The 20565-nt window shown below is 59.5% G+C and carries 17 protein-coding genes; 13 read left to right on the top strand and 4 right to left on the bottom strand.

Annotated features, from left to right (window positions below; genetic code table 11):
- The first annotated feature begins 98 nt into the window (after window positions 1-98).
- The 5 genes from IPK17_RS21410 to IPK17_RS21390 all read left to right on the top strand — a co-directional run bounded on the left by IPK17_RS21410 (window position 99) and on the right by IPK17_RS21390 (window position 5914).
- Window positions 99-1187 carry a ScyD/ScyE family protein gene (locus IPK17_RS21410; RefSeq protein ID WP_343419733.1) on the top strand — a complete coding sequence of 363 codons (1089 nt, stop codon included), beginning with the start codon at window positions 99-101 and terminating at the stop codon, window positions 1185-1187.
- 280 nt (window positions 1188-1467) lie between these two features.
- Window positions 1468-2106 carry a deoxynucleoside kinase gene (locus IPK17_RS21405; RefSeq protein ID WP_343419732.1) on the top strand — a complete coding sequence of 213 codons (639 nt, stop codon included), beginning with the start codon at window positions 1468-1470 and terminating at the stop codon, window positions 2104-2106.
- Window positions 2107-2299: 193 nt separating this feature from the next.
- Entirely contained in the window at window positions 2300-3010 is a 711-nt protein-coding gene (locus IPK17_RS21400; RefSeq protein ID WP_343419731.1) for a FadR/GntR family transcriptional regulator, read from the top strand.
- A gap of 36 nt (window positions 3011-3046) precedes the next feature.
- The gene (locus IPK17_RS21395; RefSeq protein ID WP_343419730.1) at window positions 3047-4882 is read left to right on the top strand and encodes a 2-oxoacid:acceptor oxidoreductase subunit alpha; all 1836 of its coding nucleotides are present in this window, start codon (window positions 3047-3049) and stop codon (window positions 4880-4882) included.
- A complete protein-coding gene (locus tag IPK17_RS21390) occupies window positions 4883-5914 on the top strand; it encodes a 2-oxoacid:ferredoxin oxidoreductase subunit beta (protein ID WP_343419729.1) in 1032 nt (343 codons plus the stop codon).
- 50 nt (window positions 5915-5964) lie between these two features.
- Here IPK17_RS21390 and IPK17_RS21385 read toward each other — a convergent pair whose 3' ends face one another.
- Window positions 5965-6522: a Uma2 family endonuclease gene (locus IPK17_RS21385; RefSeq protein ID WP_343419728.1), complete on the bottom strand. Its 558-nt coding sequence runs from the start codon at window positions 6520-6522 to the stop codon at window positions 5965-5967.
- 156 nt (window positions 6523-6678) lie between these two features.
- Here IPK17_RS21385 and IPK17_RS21380 point away from each other — a divergent pair, with 156 nt between their 5' ends.
- Entirely contained in the window at window positions 6679-9609 is a 2931-nt protein-coding gene (locus tag IPK17_RS21380) for a cation-translocating P-type ATPase (RefSeq protein WP_343419727.1), read from the top strand.
- A gap of 220 nt (window positions 9610-9829) precedes the next feature.
- The gene (gene rpe / locus IPK17_RS21375) at window positions 9830-10510 is read left to right on the top strand and encodes a ribulose-phosphate 3-epimerase (protein ID WP_343419782.1); all 681 of its coding nucleotides are present in this window, start codon (window positions 9830-9832) and stop codon (window positions 10508-10510) included.
- A 15-nt stretch (window positions 10511-10525) separates the two neighbouring features.
- Here the strand turns inward: rpe and rpmB are convergent, their stop codons facing one another.
- On the bottom strand, window positions 10526-10711 hold the full coding sequence (gene rpmB / locus IPK17_RS21370) for a 50S ribosomal protein L28 (RefSeq protein ID WP_343419726.1): 186 nt from the start codon (window positions 10709-10711) through the stop codon (window positions 10526-10528).
- A 136-nt stretch (window positions 10712-10847) separates the two neighbouring features.
- Here rpmB and IPK17_RS21365 point away from each other — a divergent pair, with 136 nt between their 5' ends.
- The 6 genes from IPK17_RS21365 (at window position 10848) to IPK17_RS21340 (ending at window position 18269) form a co-directional block, all read left to right on the top strand.
- The gene (locus tag IPK17_RS21365) at window positions 10848-12551 is read left to right on the top strand and encodes a DAK2 domain-containing protein (RefSeq protein WP_343419725.1); all 1704 of its coding nucleotides are present in this window, start codon (window positions 10848-10850) and stop codon (window positions 12549-12551) included.
- The gene (locus tag IPK17_RS21360; RefSeq protein WP_343419724.1) at window positions 12551-13414 is read left to right on the top strand and encodes a DegV family protein; all 864 of its coding nucleotides are present in this window, start codon (window positions 12551-12553) and stop codon (window positions 13412-13414) included. Before IPK17_RS21365 ends, IPK17_RS21360 begins: the two co-directional genes overlap by 1 nt.
- Window positions 13404-14261 carry a DegV family protein gene (locus IPK17_RS21355; protein ID WP_343419723.1) on the top strand — a complete coding sequence of 286 codons (858 nt, stop codon included), beginning with the start codon at window positions 13404-13406 and terminating at the stop codon, window positions 14259-14261. Before IPK17_RS21360 ends, IPK17_RS21355 begins: the two co-directional genes overlap by 11 nt.
- On the top strand, window positions 14262-17051 hold the full coding sequence (gene recG, locus IPK17_RS21350) for an ATP-dependent DNA helicase RecG (RefSeq protein WP_343419722.1): 2790 nt from the start codon (window positions 14262-14264) through the stop codon (window positions 17049-17051).
- Window positions 17052-17172: 121 nt separating this feature from the next.
- Entirely contained in the window at window positions 17173-17703 is a 531-nt protein-coding gene (gene coaD / locus IPK17_RS21345) for a pantetheine-phosphate adenylyltransferase (protein ID WP_343419721.1), read from the top strand.
- A gap of 11 nt (window positions 17704-17714) precedes the next feature.
- Window positions 17715-18269, top strand: coding sequence for an ATP synthase subunit B family protein (locus IPK17_RS21340; protein ID WP_343419720.1), 555 nt, complete (start codon window positions 17715-17717; stop codon window positions 18267-18269).
- On the opposite strand, the gene IPK17_RS21335 is transcribed toward IPK17_RS21340, so the two are convergent.
- Together IPK17_RS21335 and IPK17_RS21330 are read right to left on the bottom strand one after the other, a co-directional pair.
- On the bottom strand, window positions 18266-19768 hold the full coding sequence (locus tag IPK17_RS21335; protein WP_343419719.1) for a hypothetical protein: 1503 nt from the start codon (window positions 19766-19768) through the stop codon (window positions 18266-18268). The two genes, IPK17_RS21340 and IPK17_RS21335, sit on opposite strands and share 4 nt — an antisense overlap.
- Complete coding sequence (locus IPK17_RS21330; protein ID WP_343419718.1) at window positions 19761-20531, bottom strand: ABC transporter ATP-binding protein; 771 nt, start codon at window positions 20529-20531, stop codon at window positions 19761-19763. The genes IPK17_RS21335 and IPK17_RS21330 overlap by 8 nt, the downstream gene beginning before the upstream one ends.
- Window positions 20532-20565: the final 34 nt, after the last annotated feature.

Raw genomic sequence — 20565 nt, 5'->3', positions numbered from 1 at the left:
AATTCAGCAAAAAGTCGGATTTACCTAGCCCAAATGTACCGTATGCTCATATATGTCTTTTCAGAAATTTCTCTCAACCAAAAAAGGGGTACAGCTTCATGAAGAGTTTCACGAAGACTCGTCAGTTGCGCTATGTCATCATTGCTGCCCTCTTCGCACTCAGTTCAATCGGTTTCGCGGTTCAGGCGCAGGATGCAACACCGGAGGCCGCACCACCCGACATGGGTATGCCGCCGCTCCCCGGCGATCTCGTCGTCGGTGATTTGAGCGCGCCGCGCGGCGTCGCCTTTGATGCGACCGGCAACCTGCTCGTCGCGGTCGCCGGTCGCGGTGGCGACTTCACTACCAGCGTTCCCAGCCCAGATGGCAGCGTCGTCGACATGTCGATGGGCATGACGGGCGTCGTCTTGTCGGTCGCCGCCGATGGCACGGCCACGCCGCTCATCCCCGGCTTCCCGAGCTACGCCGCGCCGAGCGAAACGACCGGCCTGTATCGCGCCATCCCCAACGGCGATTCGCTGTGGGTGCTGCAGAGCGGCGGCGGCCCAACCAATGCGGGTCATCCGTGGATGGACACCATCTCCGAGATTGACATGGCCACCATGCACACGATCCGCACCATTAATTTGAACCAGTACGAAGCGGCCAACGATCCCGACGGTCGCGGCTACGACACGAATGTCTCCGACATCGCGTGGCTTTCGGATGGCACGATGTTGATCACCGACGCGGGCTGCAACTGTCTGCTCTCGTGGACGGAAGCGGCGGGTCTGGCGACGGTCGCCACGTGGGGCAATGACGTCCCGACTTCGGTCGAAGTGGCGGCCGATGACAGCGTGTACGTTGGCTTCCTCGGCGAAGGTCTCGCCCCCGGCGCGGCCAAGATTGAACACTGGGCGAACGGCGAATTGGTCGAAACCTTCAGCGGCCTGAACGCGGTCTCAGACATCCTGCTCGATGGTGATACGCTGTACGCCGTGCAGCTCGTGGTCTTCGGCGAACAAGGCCCCGGCCCCGGCAGCGTGGTTATGGTCAGCGCCGATGGCGTTACACCCGTCGCCGAAGGCCTGCTGGCTCCGTTTGGCATCGCCAAAGGCCCCGATGGTGCGCTCTACGTGAGCTTCGGCACTATCGCCTTTGCGCCCGGCATGACCGGCGGCGTCGTCCGCATCGAAACGGGCATGTAATCTCCTGATCGGTAAGAAAGGGCATGGCATTGCTGCCATGCCCTTTTTTGTTGGAACATCTGCGGCTAACACACCACTTTGCAAGTCTAAGCGCCCGATCTGCTGGTCGGCCTCACTACCAGACGCTGAACGAAACCGCAATTCAACCCCTCAATGGACAAACCAAATCGAAACAAAAATTCTATGAATTCTCCACGAAGTCTTATCCCTTTTCATCAGCGAAAACGTTAAGCCTGTGCTATAAACAGAAACGAGAATTTCATAGTCGTTGGAAAGCACGATGGATTACACAACGCAAAAAACATTTATCGCGGTCGCCGGAAACATTGGCGTGGGCAAATCGACGCTCACCCGTCTGCTCTCGCGCGCGTTCGGTTGGGAACCCTTCTATGAAGCCGCCGCGGAAAACCCTTACCTCGCCGATTTCTACGCTGATATGCGCACGTGGAGCTTTCATTCGCAGGTCTTTTATCTCGGCAAGCGGTTGGAACATCACCGCCTGCTCATCGATCACCGCGCCAGCGTGGTGCAGGATCGTACCGTCTACGAGGATGCCGAGATTTTCGCGCGCAACCTCTACGAACAAGGCCGCATGACCGACCGCGACTACGACGCCTATCGCCGTCTCTACCGCGCGGTGAGCAGCTTCCTGCCCCCGCCCGACCTGATCGTCTATCTGCGCGCCAGCACGCCGACGCTGCAAGCACATATCGCCAAGCGCGGCAACGAGTACGAACTCAATATCGCGCCGGAGTACCTCGATCAGCTCAACCGCCTGTACGACGCGTGGATCGAAGACTGGACGGCCTGCCCCGTGCTAACCATCGACATGGATAATCTCGACTTCATCCGCCGCGATGACGACCTCGTCTCAATCTTCGCGCAGGTGAAAGACACCCTCATCACCCTACCCTACTAAGATTAGCCGGGGTGCAGTTAACTGCGCCCCGGTCTCATTTTGTCGCTTTCTCCCATGTTTACCCGCTGAATTCACAATTTTTTCACGCTGAATCTTTGTTAAAACTATCCAAACCCTAGTAGACAAACCTTGGTAGGTCTGCTATACTCTGATTAACCTCATTCATGTGATTCATCAGAGGAATACCCCCTGAATGCCTCAAATAGACCTTGATTCAGAACTGCTGGATTACATCATCAGGGAGAATTTTCAGGCTGGTCAGCGGCTGCCCACCATCAACGAGCTGCAAGACGAGGAACATCTCGGCGTTGGCGTGAGCAAAGTGCGCGAACAGCTCGAAGTGGCGCGGGCGCTCGGTCTGGTCGAAGTGCGCTCGAAAACGGGCATGCGGATGAAAGCCTACAGCTTCACACCTGCCGTCCGGCTCAGCCTTTTCTTCGCGCTCGCGCAGGATCAGCACAATTTCGAACTGTTCAATCTGGTCCGCCAACAAATCGAGATCGGCTTCTGGAATGAGGCGTGCGCCACGCTGACCACCGAAGACGTCGCCCTCATGCGGCGCTGCGTCGCTGACGCCAATGCCAAGCTCAACGGTCAACCGATCCGCATCCCCAATGACGAACACCGGACGTTCCACTTGACCGTCTTTCGGCGGCTGGGCAACCCCTTCGTCATGGGCGTGCTCGAAGCGTACTGGGACGCCTATGAAGCCGTGGAACTCAACCGCTACGCGGATTACAGCTACCTGCAGCAGGTGTGGGATTATCACGCGCGCATTTTACACGCCATCGAGGAAGGTAAACACGACATCGCCAAAATACTCTTTGTAGAACATCTCGACTTGATTCATTACCAACCACGAATGCAGGACCTTAATCGGACGGTAAACGGCTCGTCCAGTTAATTTGTCGATGAAGACTTAAGCAGGAGTCAGCCACGCATGGCAATTGATATTCACCCCAATGCAGAGTCCACTCAGCAGCGTTCCGTCGTCAACGACTTCGCGCTGTCAGTGGCGACCAAGAATGGTTCGGGCAGTCAAACGTCCAACCTCGTGATCATTCGTTCGCTGTTCCGCATGGGTATCCCGGTCAGCGGGAAGAACCTGTTCCCCTCGAACATCAAGGGTCTGCCGACGTGGTATACCATCCGCGCCAGCAAAGACGGCTATATCGCGCGCCGCGCCACGACCGAAATTGCCGTGGCCTTCAATCAGGATACGGCAGCCGAAGATATTGCGAACCTGCCGTCCGGCGGCGTGGTGATTCTCCCCAAAGACTGGAAATGGGGTCAGTCGCGCACCGATGTCACCTACTACGAAGTGCCGATCAAAGAGATCATGTCGCAGGTTGAAATTCCGACCGACTTCAAGGAACGCATCACCAACATGGTGTACGTCGGCGCGGTCTGTCACCTGTTCGGCATCCCGATGGACATCGCCTATCAGGCGCTGCTCGACCAGTTCAACGGCAAGAAGAAGCCCGCGCAGATGAACTACGACGTGATTGAACTGGCCTACAAGTGGTCGCAGGCCAATCTCGTCAAGGCCGATCCGTTCACGTTCGAAGCCATGAACGCGACTGCGGGCAAAATCCTCATCGAAGGCAACGAAGCGTCGGCGCTCGGTTCCCTGTTCGGCGGCGTGACTGTCGTGGCGTGGTACCCGATCACCCCGTCTACCAGCGTGGTCGATAACATCCTGAATCATCTCGAACTGCGCAAAGACCCGGTCAGCGGCAAGAGCACGGTCGGCGTCATTCAGGCGGAAGACGAACTCGCGGCGATCGGTATGCTGACGGGCGCAGGTTGGGCGGGCGCGCGCGCCATGACCGCGACCAGCGGCCCCGGCATCAGCTTGATGGCCGAATTCACGGGTCTGGCCTACTTCGCCGAGATCCCGTTTGTGGTATGGGATGTGACGCGCACTGGCCCGTCAACGGGTTTGCCGACGCGCACCAGCCAGGGCGACCTGCTGTTCCTGCACTTCCTCAGCCACGGTGATACGCAGCAGATCGTGCTGCTCCCCGGCAGCGTGAAAGAATGCTTCGAAATGGGCTGGCAGTCATTTGACCTCGCCGAAGCCATCCAGACGCCCGTGTTCATCATGAGCGACCTCGACCTCGGCATGAACCTGTGGATGAGCGACCCATTCGACTATCCCGACAAGCCGATCAACCGCGGCAAGACGCTCGACAAGATTTCGCTGGAAGAATTCTTCGCGGAACACGGCGAATGGTACCGCTTCAAGGATTATGACGATGACGGCGTCGGCTACCGCACCGTCCCCGGCACCGATCACCCGCGCGCGGCGTTCTTCACCCGCGGCACTGGCCACAACGAAAAGGCCGTTTACAGCGAACGCGGCGAAGATTGGGTCAAGAACCTCCAGCGCATCCGCAAAAAGTTCGAAACCGCTAAGAAACTGCTGCCCGCGCCCGTGATCGACGCGCCCAACAGCCCCGACGAAGCCATCGGCTTGATCTCATACGGCTCGAATGACCCGGCTGTGCAGGAAGTGCGCGACGCACTCACCGCCCAGGGCATCAAAACCAACTATCTGCGCGTGCGCGCGCTGCCGCTGGTCAATGAAGTCACCGACTTCGTGCTCCAGCACAAGCGCGTGTACGTCATCGAGAACAACTTCGACGGCCAGATGCACCAGATTCTGCGCATGAACATCGCTCAGGATTCGACGCACATGATCTCGCTCGCGTGCGGCGATACCCTGCCTATGACCGCCCAGTGGATTTACGACCGGATCAAGGAGAACAGCTAAATGCCTAACGCACTCGGACTCGACAGATCAGAATACAAGGGTGGGCAAAGCACCCTCTGCCCCGGCTGCGGTCACGATTCGATCTCGAATCAAATCATCAGCGCGGCCTATGACATGAATCTCCCCATGTGGAAGGTGGCTAAGTTCAGCGGCATCGGCTGCTCCAGCAAGACGCCCGCCTACTTCCTGAAGGGGTCACACGGCTTCAACTCGGTGCACGGCCGTATGCCCTCAGTGGCGACGGGCGCAACCCTCGCCAACCACGAACTGATCGCCATCGCGGTCAGCGGTGACGGCGATACGGGCAGCATCGGCATGGGTCAGTTCAAACACGTGATTCGCCGCAACGTGCCGATGGTCTACATCATCGAGAACAACGGCGTGTACGGCCTGACCAAGGGCCAATTCTCGGCCACGTCGGATGAAGGCCAGTTCCTCAAGTACTACGGGACGAATCAGCTCCCGGCGATCGACCTGTGCCTCGAAGCGATCATCGGCGGCGCGACCTTCGTGGCGCGTTCGTTCTCCGGCGACGCCAAGCAGGCGCAAACGCTGATCAAGGCTGCGCTCGCGCACAAGGGCGTCGCTATTGTCGACATCATCAGCCCCTGCGTGACCTTCAACAACGACCCGAAGGGCAACAAGAGCTACGAATACGGCAAGAAGCACGAAATCGCGCTGCATGAAATTGACTTTGCGCCGTCCGGCTACGTGCAGGGTCGCGAAGAGATCATGATCGACGATTACGCCGAAGGCGAAACCATCGAAGTCAGCATGCACGACGGCTCCTACATCCGCCTGAAGAAGCTGGAACGGGGTCACGACCCGCGCAACCGCATGGAAGCGATCCGCCAGTTGGAGGAAGCGCAGCGTGAGCAGTTGTTCGTCACCGGTTTGATCTACTACGAAGAACCGCGCCCGACCATCGGCGAGACGCTCAACCTCGCGCCGACCCCGCTGTCGCAGATGCAGGGCGATCAACTGCGCCCGTCGGCGAGCGCGCTCGAAGACCTGATGAAGCAGTACATGTAAGCTGTCAAGATGGAACCGTTAGGAAGGGCGAACAAAGTGTTCGCCCTTTTCTATTCGCGGAAGATGTCCTTGAGGGCGAGCGTGAAACCGGGGAGCACCGTGCCGCCATCCAGCGTATCATTGATACCGAAAATGCGCGGCATTTGACCAGCCACATGCACGACGACCGTCTTGTCTTCCGGGTAAACCACCCAGACGACCGTCCCTGCCTGATGATAATGCCACAGCTTAATCTGCAAATCGCGTGTGCTCTTCGGCGTCGTCGGATAATCGACTTCAACGGCCAGATCCGGCGGCACCTGATTGTAGCCCCGGTCGTCGAGTTCGGCCTGCCGCGCCTTCGACACAAAAGCGACATCGGGCGCATAGCGTTCGCCATCGATCATGTAGCCGCCCGCTTCACCCGTCACATAGCCGAGGTCCTGTGTTTCGACAAATAACCCAACTCGCATGTTGAAACGCATGGAGTACTGTGATGCTTGGGCATTCGCTGGCACTTCGACGATCTCCCCGCCAATATACTCAAACAGCTTGTCCGCTTGCTCCGGCTGTTCCACCCACCGATCAAATTCTTCGACCGTCATGCGTGTGTGCGCCTGTAAGGCCATAGCGCCCATCCTCTGCTCACTCTGCTAGCATTATACGTGAGAATCAGTTTCAATTAATCTCACACCCTAGTTTGTGGTGGTTGTCGCGTAAAGCGAGCACATGTAAGATGATTAGCAATTTTATCCCCAACGCACACAATCGACAGGAGTAATTGGATGCCCGACTTTTATCGTCTTGAGGTCGATCAAGCGTTAGCTGAACTGAAGTCAGACCCGCGCCAAGGGCTGACCACTGAGGACGCAGCGCAGCGAATCGCCCAGTATGGGAAGAATGTTCTGCCGGCGGGCGAAAGCGTGAGCTTGTTCACGCTTTTCATCAATCAATTTAAAAACATCATGGTCATCATTCTGATCATCGCCGCCGTGATTTCCGGCATTGTCGGCGAATTCGAAGACGTGATCGTCATCCTCGTCATCGTGATTGCTAACGCTGCGCTCGGCACTTATCAGGAATACCGCGCCGAGCAAGCGCTGCAAGCCCTCAGCGCGATGCAGGTGCCCAATGTGCGCGTTCGCCGTGGCGGGCACGTCGGTCAGCTCAGCGCCGAGGACATCGTCCCCGGTGACATTGTGCTGCTGCAGGAAGGTGACCGCATCCCCGCCGATGGTCGCTTGATCGTCAGCGCCAACCTGCAGATCGAAGAGGCGGCGCTCACGGGCGAATCGCAGGCCACTTTCAAGCAGATACACGCCATCCCCGAAGAGAATGTCGGCATTGGCGACCGCAAAAATATGGCCTTCATGGGCACCTCCGTCACTTATGGGCGCGGCGAACTGCTTATCACCGAGACCGGGCTGAAAACGCAGTTAGGCAAAATCGCCACGCTGCTCATGAACGTCGAAGAGACGCAAACACCGCTGCAAAAGCGCCTCGACAGCCTCAGTGTGATGCTCGTACGCGGCGCGATCGTCGTAGTGGTACTCGTGTTCATCGCCGGGCTGCTGCGCGGCATTCCGCTGCAAGAAATGCTCGTCACCTCGATCAGTCTGGCCGTTGCCGCAGTGCCGGAAGGCTTAGCCGCCATCATCACCATCAGCTTGTCGCTGGGTGCGGCGCGCATGGTTAAGCGGCACGCGCTCATTCGCCGCCTGCCCGCCGTCGAGACGCTTGGCTCGGTGACGACGATCTGCAGCGACAAAACGGGTACGCTCACCAAGAACGAGATGACCGCAACGCTGTTCGCCCTGCCCGGTCATGAAGACGTGCGCGTCAGCGGTGTCGGCTACAACCCGGACGGCGGTTTCTTCGCCATGCACGGCGAATACGGCGGCGGCGATGATCAGCCGCTCGATCCCACGCAGAATGCCCCCGTTGGACGCTTTTTGCAGGCGATGGCACTCGCCACCGACGCCTATCTCGAAACCAACAAAGAAGGCAAAACTGAAGTCGTTGGCGACACCACGGAAGGCGCGTTGGTCGTGGCCGCGCGCAAGGTCGGCTGGACGCGCGAACATCTCGAACAGGATAAGCCCCGCGTCGCTGAACTGCCCTTCAGCAGCGAACGCAAGGCTATGACCACCATCCACCAGATCAAAGTGAATGATGGCCTGTTCCCACAGATGCCGTATCTGGCGATCACCAAAGGCGCACCGGATCGTCTCGTGGACTGGGCGGCATCCGAGCACATGCCCGATGGCGTCCGCCCGCTGACCGCTGAACGACGCGCGAAGTGGCAGGCGCAGGTCGACGAGATGGCCTCGCGCGGGTTGCGCGTGCTTGGCGTCGCCTACCGCCCGCTCGACAGCGTGCCCGCCGAGGTCAAGCCGGAGATTGAGCGCGAACTGGTGCTGCTCGGCTTGATCGGCATCCTCGACCCCGCCCGCCCCGAAGCGCGCGCCGCCGTCGCCACTGCCCGCGAAGCCGGCATCCGTCCCATCATGATCACGGGCGACCACGCGCTGACCGCCGAAGCCATCGCCAGCGATCTCGGCATCATTCAGGCCGGGCAGAAGGCCATTACGGGGGCTGAGCTCGAAAAGATGAGCGACGATCAGCTCGTCGGCGCACTCAAGACGACCAGCACCTTCGCCCGCGTGTCGCCGGAGCACAAGCTGCGTCTGGTCAAGGCGCTGCAAAGTCAAGGTGAGATCGCTGCGATGACCGGGGACGGCGTCAACGATGCGCCCGCGCTGAAGCAGGCGAACATCGGCATCGCGATGGGGATCACCGGCACGGAAGTGAGCAAGGGCGCGGCAGACATGGTGCTGACCGACGACAACTTCGCGTCGATTGTCGCCGCCGTCGAAGAGGGTCGCACGATCTACAACAATATTCGCAAGTTCGTGATGTTCCTGCTCTCGTCCAACGTGGGCGAAATTCTGGTGATGTTCGTCGGCATCATCATCGGCTTGCCCGTGCCGCTGCTGGCGATTCAAATTCTGTGGGTCAACCTCGTGACCGACGGTCTACCCGCTATCGCCCTCGGTTTCGAACCAACGGAAGCGGGCACCATGAAACGCCCGCCCCGCCCCGTTAACGAAAGCATCTTCGCGGATGGCGTCGGCGTCAAAATCATCTGGCGCGCCGCACTGCTGGCACTGCTCACCTTAGGTGCATTCGTCTACGGGCATACCGCCCACGGTCTCGCGCCGTTCAGCAACACGCTCGGCATTGAAAACCTGTCTCGCGAACAGGTTGTGGAATTGGTCGAAGAAGAAATCGTGCCCGCCGATTGGGACGCACTCACCGTCGATGCCCGTCTCGCGCTGCTCACTGAAGTTGACGAAACCGCGTCCGAGGAAGAAGGCGGCAACCTGATCATTCGCGAAGCCGAACGCATCCCGCGCACCATTGCGTTTACCGTGCTGGCGTTGGGGCAAATCTTCCACGTCATGGCGATCCACGCGGGTGACCGCAAATCGTTCTTCCGCACATGGTTCAGCGGCAACCGCTTCATGTTCTACGCCGTGCTCTCGACGTTCCTGCTCCAGCTCGCGGTGATCTATGTGCCATTCATGCAGGGCATCTTTGAGACATTCCCGATCCGCCTGCCGGAAATGCTCGGCGCGGTTGCCATCGCGTCGGTGATCCTGTTCGCCGTCGAAATCGAAAAGCTGATCCGCAATTCACGCCGTTCAGCCGCGTAATGCATTCCAATGCCAAGAGCGCGGCGGCCACAGCTTGGATTGTGGTCACCGCCCTCTTGGCATTTTTAGCTCCCAATGAGGCGTGTTATCCCCGCATTCTGAGGGGGAATCCGTAACTTTTGTAATTTTGGTTGGTTTTTTCAATGAAACTCCATCGAAAATTGCTGGAGCATCGTCTAAAATAGACGTATGGTATTTGTCGAAAAAGGACAAAACAGTGCTGAAAGAGCGTATCCGTATCGCGCCATCTATCCTCGCCGCCGACTTCACCCGACTGGGTGAGCAGTTGCAGGCGTGTGAGGCGGCTGGTGCGGATTGGATTCATGTTGACGTGATGGATGGTCGCTTCGTGCCGAACATTACGATGGGTCCAATGGTGACGGCAGCGGCGCATCGAGCGACGAGTATTCCGTTAGATGTTCACTTGATGATCGTCGAACCGGATCACATGCTGGAAGCCTTTGCCAAAGCGGGCGCGAAGCGCATCAATGTGCACTGGGAGACTTGTCCGCATCTGGATCGAACCATCCGCGCGATCAAGGCGCTCGGTTGTGACGTGGGCGTGGCGATTAATCCACATACGCCCGCAGCGCTGCTGAGCGAGGTCTTGCCGCTGCTGGATGCGGTGCTGGTCATGACCGTGAACCCCGGTTTTGGGGGGCAGGAATTGATCACGGGGACGCTGAACAAAATCCGGCAGTTGCGGGCGATGATCAGCGCGACAGGCCAAGCGATTGATCTGGAAGTGGATGGAGGCGTGAATCTGGAAACGGCGGCCACAGTGGTGGAGGCAGGGGCGGATGTTCTGGTTGTGGGCAGCGCCCTATTTACCGAGCGGTACAGCGTCGCGACGGGGATGCAGCAGTTGCGGTCAGTTCTGGCAAACAAAAAGCCGGTGTAACCCGGCTTCTTTGTTTTACCCGCTGACCTTCGCAAGCGTCTTGATGCACTTGGCACACAGATACTTGCGAACGGGCTCACCCTTTTCCATCACGGTGACGCGCTGGATGTTCGGGAGAAACTTACGCCGGGTCGCGCGCATGGAAAAGCTGCGTTGATTCCCAAACATGGGTTTCTTACCGCAGTTTTGACAGACCGCCATAAGATTGCCTCACGCTCTCTAAAGCCGACTCGAATAGTCCGTCATGCTATCACAACGACCCTTGGACTGCAAGGCTCGACAAACAACCTTAAGCAACTATTACGTTACTGAAATCTGGGTGAGGCAAGGTGAAATCATGAACACAAGAGCAGCGTTCCGGGCAACCAACAACTTAATCGTGGATGGGTTGCTGATCAAAGACCTTTTCGGTTCCGGGTTGGCGTGGTTGGAACAAAACCGCGAACAGGTGAACCGTCTGAATGTATTTCCCGTGCCGGATGGCGACACCGGCACGAACATGTATCTGACGATGCAGAGCGCGTGCCGGGAAGTTGAGAACGTCCGCGAAAACCATGTTGGCAAGATGAGCGCGGCCCTGGCCGCTGGCGCGATCAAGGGCGCGCGCGGCAACTCCGGCGTCATTCTGTCGCAGATCTGGTCGGGCGTCGCCAAGGCGCTCAAGGACGAGGAACGGCTAACGGCGGAACTGCTCGGCCTGGCCTGCCAGTCAGCGGTCGACATGGCTTACCGCGCGGTCGAAAAGCCCGTCGAAGGCACCATCCTCACGGTGTCGCGCCACATGATGGAATCGGTCATCGAGCGCTACAAGACCTCGCAGGATCTGGTCTGGCTGCTGAAGAACATGGTCTTCGCCGGACGCGCCTCGCTGCGCAAGACGCCGGAAATGCTCCCCATCCTCAAGAAGGCAGGCGTGGTCGATTCGGGCGGTCAAGGGCTCGTCTACATCTTCGAAGGCATGCTGTGGGCGCTCTGCGGCAAGCTGACTGAGGCCAATACGGTCGCCGCGGCGAATGCCGCCATCGCCATTCCGACGCTGGCGACACCGCTCTCCCCCGCGTGGGAAGACGCGCTCGAACCGGACGACGAAGAAGGCTACGGCTACGATGTGCAGTTCCTCATGCGCGGTGAAAACCTGAGTGTGGACGCCATGCGCGTCGCCCTCGCCGACATGGGCGGCTGGTCGACGCTGGTGGTCGGCGACGAGAAACTGATCAAGGTGCACGTGCATGTGCATGACCCCGGCCAGCCGATCAGCTATGCGATTCGCACGGGCGCGGCGATCGACGACGTGGTCGTCGAAAACATGCAGCGCCAGTACGAGGACTATGTCGAAGCCCGGAAAGCCCGCGAAAACGAAGTCCGCACGGATGTCGAAGGCGTGGCGGTGATCACGGTCGCAGCAGGTGAAGGCCTCAGCCAAACGTTCTACGATCTCGGCGCAGCCTACGTCATCCCCGGCGGCCAGACGATGAACCCGAGCACCGGCGATTTCCTCGACGCGATCAACGCGCTGCCCAACGACGAAGTCATTCTGCTGCCCAATAACAAGAACATCATGCTGGCCGCGCAGCAGGCCGCGGCTAACGCGACCGGCAAGCAGGTGCGCGTCGTCCCCAGCATTTCCCTGCCCCACGGCATCTCGGCGATGGTCGAATGGGCTAACTACGCCGGGTCACCCGTCGACGAAGTGGCGGGCGGCATGAAGAGCGCCCTCGGCTATGTGCAAGCCTGCGAAGTCACCCGCGCCACCCGTGATGTCGAACTCGACAGCATCAACGTCAAGCAGGGGCAGTATATCGGTCTGCTCAACGACAATCTGGTCGTCAACGGCGACGACGTCTACGACGTTACCCAGCGCCTGCTGGAGAAAGCCGGAGCGGACAAATCCGAGCGGATTACGGTATACTATGGCGACGATGCCCACGACGCGGACGCACAGCTCCTCGTCGGGCATTTGCAGAAACGCTTTAGCCTGCAGGATATCGACGTGATCAGCGGCGGGCAGGCCTTGTACCCATTTATCATCAGCGTAGAGTAATGATCCATATCGTCACGGACAGCGGCGCGCATTTCCCGACGCCGCACATCGCCCCCAACGTCACAATTGTGCCCAACATCCTGACGATTGGGGGGCGCAGCTATCGCGAAGGCCTGGACCTCGGCAGCGAGGAAGCCCTGCGCCTGATCGCCGCGCAGAACCAAACGCCAGTCGTCACGCCGCCCAGTGTGGCCGACTATACCGATGTGCTCACCCGGCTGGCACGCGATACCAACGGTATCATCGTGCTGCCGACCTCACGGGAACTGTCCAAGAGCTGGGAGAACGCCAGCCACGCCGCCGAGGCTTTATCCGCGCACTGTCCGCTGATGGTGATCAACTCACAGGCCGTGTCCACCGGGCTGGCGCTGCTGGTCAAGCTGGCGGTACGCACCAGCGAAACGGGCGTCGATTTTGACGAAGTCGTGCGGGTAACGCGCGGCGCCGTCGACCGCTTGTACGCTGTCTACTATGCGGAAACGATGGACTACCTGATGCACAACCAGATCATGCCGCAGTCACACAGCATTCTCGGCATGATGTTAGGTCTCAAGCCCGTCATTGCCCTGGAAGAAGGCCACATCGTCCCGATCGAGAAAGTGCGCACCCGCACGCAAGGGCTGGATCGGATCGTCGAATACGCTGCCGAATTCACGGATATCGAAGACGTGATGATCGCCCAACCACGGATCGGGATCACCGAGGGAACGCGCCACCTGCAAGAACGACTGGCGGTCGAATTTCCCGGTCGGCACTTCCCCCACACCATTTACGGGGCATCGTTGGCCGCCCTCATCGGGATTGATGCGCTCGGATTAATCATATTAGAACGCGAAGGGACTAGCACCGACGATGACTTTTAAAAAAATTCGTTTTGTCACGGACAGCACCTGCGATATTACGCCTGAACTGCTCGCCAAACACAATATCACGGTTGTGCCCTGCTACATCAACTATGATAACAAGAGCTTTGCGGACGATGGCAAACAGCTCTCCCGCGAAGAGTTCTACACCAACCTGCCTTCCATGCGCCCAGCTCCGACGACCGCCGCACCTTCTCCGGGGGACTGCAAATCAGCCATTGAGTCCGCCGCGGCAGACGCTGATCATGTCATCATCGTGACCGTCGCTTCCAAGCTGAGCGGCACGTACAATGCGCTGCGCCTCGGCGCGGCTGATTTGCCTCCGGATCGCGTCACGCTCATTGACGGCGAAACCATGTCGATGGGCATCGGTTGGCCGGTTGTCATTGGTGCGGAAGTGGCCGAGGCGACAGGCGACGTCGAGAAAACGGTCGAAACGGTGAAGAAAGTCCGTGAACACGCCCATCTCTACGCGGGCTTGCAGACGATGGAATATCTGCGCCGCAGCGGGCGCGTCAGTTGGGCGACGGCGGGGATTGGCGCGCTCCTCCAGATCAAGCCCGTGCTGTTGGTCAAGAATGGCGAAGTCATCTCGGCCAGCCGTGTCCGCACCTTTGCGCGCGTCACCGACGAGCTGGTAAGGTTCGCGAACAGCCACGCGCCGCTGGATCGCCTCACCGTTTTGCATGCTCTCAACCCGGAAGGCGCAGTTGAACTACGAAATCGACTTGCAGATATTGCGCCAGCGGATACGATTATTACCAGCATCACGCCGACCATCGGCACCCACATCGGGCCGGGTGGTTTGGGCGTGGTCACCGTCAGCAAGTCGTGGAGAACCACTTAAATGCCTTCGGCACTCGAAACCCTTGTCAAAATTCTCAAGCTTGAGAAGGAACAAGGGTATAAAAACGCCGCCGTTATCGGTGGGTTGGCGGCGTATGAAATCAACTGGACGAAAAACGCGCACGCGCAAGCCCGCCGACCCGAACATCACGCTCTCGTCGACGAACTGTCCGACCTGCTCAAGCGCTATGACGGGTTAGAAGTGCGCGATGAGCGGCACGAGTCGATCACCTACATGCTGGATCGCATCATGGGGCGCAAGCCGACCCCGGCGAACTATCTCGAAAAGCATCAGGGCGAAGCGGCGACCGCCGAAACGGTCGAAGCCCGGCCACCGCGCCGCGAACGCGAACGTCCGCCCCGCCGGGAGCAGCCGGAAGCCAATGGCGAGGAGCAACCGCAGCTCGAAGGGGAAGCAGCGCCCGTGCGCGAAGCCCAGGCTGCCGCTCCGCCACAGCCCAAACGGGAGCGCCCGCCCAAGAAACAGAATCAGCCGCAGCAGCAAAAACCCCGCCGTGAACAGCGTCAAGGGCACAGCGATGACGATGACGACGGCGGCGGTCGGGAGTCCGGTGGCGGCGGTGGTCGCGATGACGACTTTAGTCGGCTCGACATGGATTTCATCGGCGGGGCGCGCGTGCCCGCCAAACTCGACATTCCGGTGACGCCTCGGCTCGCCCGTCCGCCGCGCCAACCCCGCCAACCCGTGGAACCAGAACGCGCCGCCGAAGTCATGCGCGGCCTCAGCGCCCCGGTCGAACGCGTGCGCAACGTCGGCACCAAGCTGAGCAAGTTGTTCAACCAGCTTGGCGTGTACACGATCAACGACCTGCTGTTTTACCTGCCGCGTCGCTACGACGATTACACCAAAATGCTGCCCATCCGGCGTTTGCAGCCGAATCAGCTCGTCACGGTGATTGGCACGGTGCGCCATGCCGAAGTGCGCATTGGCCGCACCAGTCGCCGCGACTTCTTCATGGTAATCGACGATGGTACAGCGCAGCTCAACGTGACCTTCTTCGGTCAGCATTACCTCCAGCGGCAGATCAAACCAGGGATGCAGATTGTTTTGCAGGGACAAACCTCGCTCTGGCAAAACCGCATCCAGATGAGCAATCCGGAATGGGAGCCGCTCGACCCCGAAGAAATCCGCTCGGCGGCGATTGTCCCGGTCTACAAGCTGACCGAAGGCATCAACGGGCGCACGCTGCGCAAGCTCATGGGGCCGGCCATCGACTACTGGGCAGACAACATGCCCGACTACATGCCAGAAAACGTGCTCGAACGCACCGATCTGGCTGAGCTCGGGTGGGCGATCAAAAACCTGCACTTCCCGGAAAGCCACGATCATCTGGAACATGCGCGCCGCCGCTACATCTTCGATCAGTTGATCATGATGCAGCTCACCATTCTGGCAAACCGCCGCGAATGGCAATCCGCGCCGAGCATCCCGCTCGATGTGTCGGAAGAGTGGCTGAGCGGCTTGCTCGGCACCTTGTTCCCCTACCCGCTCACGGGAGCACAGCAGCGCGCCATCAACGACATCCGCGTGGATGTCGGCAAGTCCATTCCCATGAACCGCCTGCTGCAAGGCGATGTCGGCTCGGGCAAGACCGCGGTCGCGCTCACCGCCCTGATGATGGCCGTCGCCAATGGCAAACAAGCCGCGCTCATGGCGCCGACCAGCATCCTCGCGGAACAGCATTACCGCAACATCAGCCAGGCCGTCGCCAACCTGCCCGAACCGCAACCCCGCGTCGCCCTGCTGACCGGTTCGATCTCGACGGCGGAACGCGACGCCGCGCTGGCGGGCATCGCCGACGGCTCGATCAGCCTGATCATCGGCACGCACGCGCTGATTCAGGAAGGCGTGGAGTACCGCGACCTCGCGCTCGCCATCATCGACGAGCAGCATCGCTTCGGCGTGGAACAGCGGCGCGCGCTCCGCGGCAAAGGCACGAACCCGCATTTGCTCGTTATGACCGCGACGCCGATTCCACGCACGCTGGCGCTCACCATGTACGCCGACCTTGATCTGTCGGTGATCGACGAAATGCCGCCGGGACGTATCCCCGTCAAGACCCGCGTGATCGAACCGGTGCACCGCGAACGCGCCTATCACTTCATCGAAGGCCAGCTCGAACAGGGACGGCAGGCGTTCATCGTCTACCCGCTGGTCGAAGCCTCCGAGAGTATCGATGCCGGGGCGGCGGTGGAAGCGTTCGAAGACCTCAAGCGCGTGTTCTTCCATCACAAAGTCGGCTTGCTGCACGGCAAGATGAAAGCGGAAGATAAAGATCGCATCATGGCGGAATTCCGCGAACATCAGTTTGATGTCATGGTGACGACCTCAGTCGCGGAAGTCGGCGTGGATATTCCTAACGCCAGTGTCATCCTGATCGAAGGCGCGAACCGCTTTGGCCTCGCCCAGCTGCATCAATTCCGCGGGCGTGTCGGGCGCGGCGGCTTTGAGTCGTTCTGCTTGCTGCTGTGTGATACCACCCTGCAAGACGCGCGCGACCGTCTGCACGCTTTGGAACTGACCAATGACGGCTTTAAGCTGGCAGAGATCGATATGCAGCTCCGCGGCGCGGGCGACCTGATCAACACGCGCCAAAGTGGCAAGTCGATGCTCCAGCTCGTCGAAGACATGCGCCCGGAACTCGTCGAACTCGCCCAGCGCGAAGCCCGCACCCTCTTCGAAGACGATCCAACGCTCGAAAAAGACGAACATCGCCTGCTGGCTGAACGCATCCGCATGCTGCAAGACGAACGCAGCGACATCAGCTAAAATCAACCATACGTCGTGAAGGAGTAACTGAGGTTACTCCTTTACCGTTACATGACATTTGGGTTACTTGTCTGTTTTTGCGATTTGCGTACACTATTCCCTAAGATAAAGGGTGGTCTTGATGTTTGTTCGTGCGCTGTATCCCGGTTCGTTTGATCCTGTCCACAATGGGCATATTGATATCGCTACGCGTGCCGCGCGCATCTTCGACGAGGTGATCGTCGGCGTGTACGATATGCCGAAAAAGAAGCTGCTCTTTGACGTGGACGAACGGCTGGGCATGGCTACCGAAGCATTTAAGGAATTCGGGAATATACGAGTTGCTAAATTTTCGGGTTTCACTGTAGACTATGCGAGACAGGTGAGTGCAACCGTCCTCGTGCGCGGCCTGCGTGTGTTTTCCGATTTCGAGTTTGAATTTCGCATGGGGTTGGCGAACAAAAAACTCGCGCCGGAAATTGAGACCGTGTCTATCATGACGGACGACAAGCATATTTATATCAGCAGCAGCACGATCCGCGAGATCGCCGAATTGGCGGGTGACGTGTCGAGCATGGTTCCACCTTTTATTGGCGACGCGCTCTCAAAACGGTTCGCCGAGTTGAAAGCCAACCAGAACAGCCCCGGTTATATGTACAGTATTCGGGATTAAGGGAACACCGCATGGATATTCAACACCTTGTTGACCGTTTGGAAGACCTGATTGACGAAGGGCGGCACATGCCGTTCAGCAAGTTCACGATGATTGACGAAGAGCGCGCGCTCGAAATCATCGACCAAATGCGTATTTCGATTCCCGAAGAGATCGAAAAGGCCGCCCGGGTGCTCGCGCAGCGTGACCGCATTCTGGCGCAGGCCAACGAAGAAGCCGCCCGCTTGATCCAGATTGCGCGCGAACGCGGTGATCAGATCATTGACCGCGAAGCGACCGTGCAGGCCGCCTCCAGCCGCGCCGCTAACATCGTTGAAGGCGCGAAGATGGAAGCGGAAGACATCATGGCGGGCGCCGACACCTACGTGCTTGACTCGCTCAACGATCTCGACCAGAAGCTCTCGAAACTGCTGACCATCGTCCGCAATGGCATCAACGAAGTGAATCAAAAGGCGAGCGAGCATCCCCAGCCATCGAAGGCTCAGGTGATTACTCAGCCCGCCCAAAACCGACTCGCTGCTCCGCAGCCCGTCGAAGTGAAGACTGACAGCGGGGATCGTCGCTAGGCCTCGCCTGCGACCATCCCTGCCATAATTAGCGCGGCGACCAGCGCGACAGCCAGACCCGCCAGCGGCGTCCCTAAGCCAACGCCCGCCACAATCGCCGCCCCAAAACTGCCCCCGGTCGCCAATAACCGCGTCTGCAAGACGCGCGTCGTCGTCAAAGCGACAGCGCCGGACAGAGCGACCAGCAGCGCCCCAATCGGTACGACCATCAAGGCGAGTGTCATCTGTTCGGCGGGCAGCCCCCGCAGAACAACGCCAGCGATCGCGCCGAGGATCAGCACGACTAGCGGCAGTAGAATGTCAGCGATCAGCAGCTGCAGCCCATCAACGGGCAGGAACTGCCGCAGGAACATTTCGCCGCGATCCGACTGAAAGACGTGCAGCAGTCCCGTCGGCGGCACCAACCCCACCGCGACCAACCACAACAACCAGATTTGCACTGGCGCATTGTTGACGACGATCTCCACCGCGAAGTAGGTGAAGGCCGCGCCCCACGCTGCCGTCAAGATCAGCAGATCGGGATGGCGCAGGTACGACAACCCCGCGCGCGTGATGAACGTCATGGTGCCCTGCGCTTCCGGCAGATGCAGGAACGGTTTGCGGCTCGCCTGTCGCATCTGCATGAAGATGCGGCGCTGAATATCCGGGTTGCGCCACGCCATCAAGCCGAGCGCCTGAATGCGGGCATAGAGCGCGCTTTCGTCGGCGGCGTGCACCATGTTGACGCGGTCACCCAGCAGCAGCACGAGCACGCTCACCCCCACCGCCAACCCGACCAGCAGCGGCGCGAACCACACGGGCGCGCCGCCGATGATCACCAGCGCAATCCCCCGCCCCATCCACATAAACGGATCGGGGAAATAGTACGCCAGTGGCAGCAGCAGCAGCGGCAGAAACCACAGGAAACGCAGCCGACCGATGCGTGGATCGATCAAGCGCAGCAGACCAATCGCCCAGCCGACGCCCCATGTGAACACCACCATTGGGATGACGACCAGCACGGCGCGCGCGACGACAATCCCATATTCCACGCCAACGAACGTGTAACTGACCAGCGCACCAATCAGCGTGAAGGCGATGCCGAGCAGCACAATGCGGATGATCGACTGCCGCGCGAAGCCGACGATGACGGGCGCGGAGCGGCGAATCGGCGACGACGCTACCCACGCCATATCCGCGAACGAGAGCTTAATCGGCGTGCTGCGCAGCGCGGTCATGATCACCCACACCTGCGCCAGGAAAATGCCCTGCGACCCCCAGATCAGCAGATTGCTCACGTCACCGGGGAGGATGCGCGTGCCGATGCTCACGGCGGAGGTCAAAACGAAGCCGCCGACCGTATAGATCCAGAAGGCGAAGATCAGCAGCAGGTAGACGACGTACAGGTTCTGCGAAAACGCGCGTTCATTCGGCTGATACCCCATCACCCGCAGCCAGTAGATCGCCGTGTCTTTGAACTGCCGCCAGCGCAGCCAGATGAGAGCGCCAATATCACGCATCGGTTTCTTCTTCTTCCAGCTCTTCTTGCCGGGCGTAGATCGCCGCGCGCAGCAGTTCATCCAGCGTGATCGAGCCTTCAATGTCGAAGCGCTCACGCAGTTCGTCCGGCGTGCCTTCCGCGATCACCGTGCCCTCTTCAAGGATGATGTAGCGATCCGGATGCGCGTCCGGCGGCAGTTGATGACTGCTGAGCAGGATCGTCATGCCATCATCGCGGTGCCCGTTGAGTTCGCGCCATAGGTTATCCGCCGACACGGGGTCGAGCGGGCCGAGCGGTTCGTCGAGCAGCAGAATTTTCGGCTCAATCAGCAGCCCCATGCAGAGCGCCAGCTTGTAGCGCATACCGCGCGAGAACGCGAACGGGAACGCGTCGCGATTATTGAGCAGACCGTACTTGTCGAGCAGTTCTTCGGCGCGTTCTTCCCAATCCTGCAGGCGATTCGCCTGCGCGTTGAACTGTAGATGCTCCCACGAAGTGAGTTCGTCGTAGAACGGCGGCGTATCTGGTACGAGCACGACATACTGGCGGATCAGGCGTTCTTCGCGCGCGACCTTTTTGCCCATAATCTGGACTTCGCCATCGGTGGGCCGCGTCCAACCAGCAATCGACTTAAGCAGGGTTGATTTGCCCGCGCCATTGCGCCCGACCAGCGCGATCAACTCACCCGGATTGGCTTCAAACGAGACATCAGTGAGCGCGTTGAACGATCCGTAGCGGTAGCCCACGCCCGATACGACTAACAACGGCGATTCTTCCGCCATGAAATGCTCCATCATTGACATGCTGACAACCGGG

The sequence above is a fragment of the Candidatus Flexifilum breve genome, from assembly GCF_016713355.1.
Note: the sequence above shows the minus strand (reverse complement) of the source record. Positions and strands in the feature narration are given on the sequence as shown.

Coding starts and splice junctions, on each gene's coding strand:
- IPK17_RS21410 (WP_343419733.1), top strand. CDS start 99: ATGAAGAGTTTCACGAAGACTCGTCAGTTGCGCTATGTCATCATTGCT.
- IPK17_RS21405 (WP_343419732.1), top strand. CDS start 1,468: ATGGATTACACAACGCAAAAAACATTTATCGCGGTCGCCGGAAACATT.
- IPK17_RS21400 (WP_343419731.1), top strand. CDS start 2,300: ATGCCTCAAATAGACCTTGATTCAGAACTGCTGGATTACATCATCAGG.
- IPK17_RS21395 (WP_343419730.1), top strand. CDS start 3,047: ATGGCAATTGATATTCACCCCAATGCAGAGTCCACTCAGCAGCGTTCC.
- IPK17_RS21390 (WP_343419729.1), top strand. CDS start 4,883: ATGCCTAACGCACTCGGACTCGACAGATCAGAATACAAGGGTGGGCAA.
- IPK17_RS21385 (WP_343419728.1), bottom strand. CDS start 6,522: ATGGCCTTACAGGCGCACACACGCATGACGGTCGAAGAATTTGATCGG.
- IPK17_RS21380 (WP_343419727.1), top strand. CDS start 6,679: ATGCCCGACTTTTATCGTCTTGAGGTCGATCAAGCGTTAGCTGAACTG.
- rpmB (WP_343419726.1), bottom strand. CDS start 10,711: ATGGCGGTCTGTCAAAACTGCGGTAAGAAACCCATGTTTGGGAATCAA.
- IPK17_RS21365 (WP_343419725.1), top strand. CDS start 10,848: ATGAACACAAGAGCAGCGTTCCGGGCAACCAACAACTTAATCGTGGAT.
- IPK17_RS21360 (WP_343419724.1), top strand. CDS start 12,551: ATGATCCATATCGTCACGGACAGCGGCGCGCATTTCCCGACGCCGCAC.
- IPK17_RS21355 (WP_343419723.1), top strand. CDS start 13,404: ATGACTTTTAAAAAAATTCGTTTTGTCACGGACAGCACCTGCGATATT.
- recG (WP_343419722.1), top strand. CDS start 14,262: ATGCCTTCGGCACTCGAAACCCTTGTCAAAATTCTCAAGCTTGAGAAG.
- coaD (WP_343419721.1), top strand. CDS start 17,173: ATGTTTGTTCGTGCGCTGTATCCCGGTTCGTTTGATCCTGTCCACAAT.
- IPK17_RS21340 (WP_343419720.1), top strand. CDS start 17,715: ATGGATATTCAACACCTTGTTGACCGTTTGGAAGACCTGATTGACGAA.
- IPK17_RS21335 (WP_343419719.1), bottom strand. CDS start 19,768: ATGCGTGATATTGGCGCTCTCATCTGGCTGCGCTGGCGGCAGTTCAAA.
- IPK17_RS21330 (WP_343419718.1), bottom strand. CDS start 20,531: ATGGCGGAAGAATCGCCGTTGTTAGTCGTATCGGGCGTGGGCTACCGC.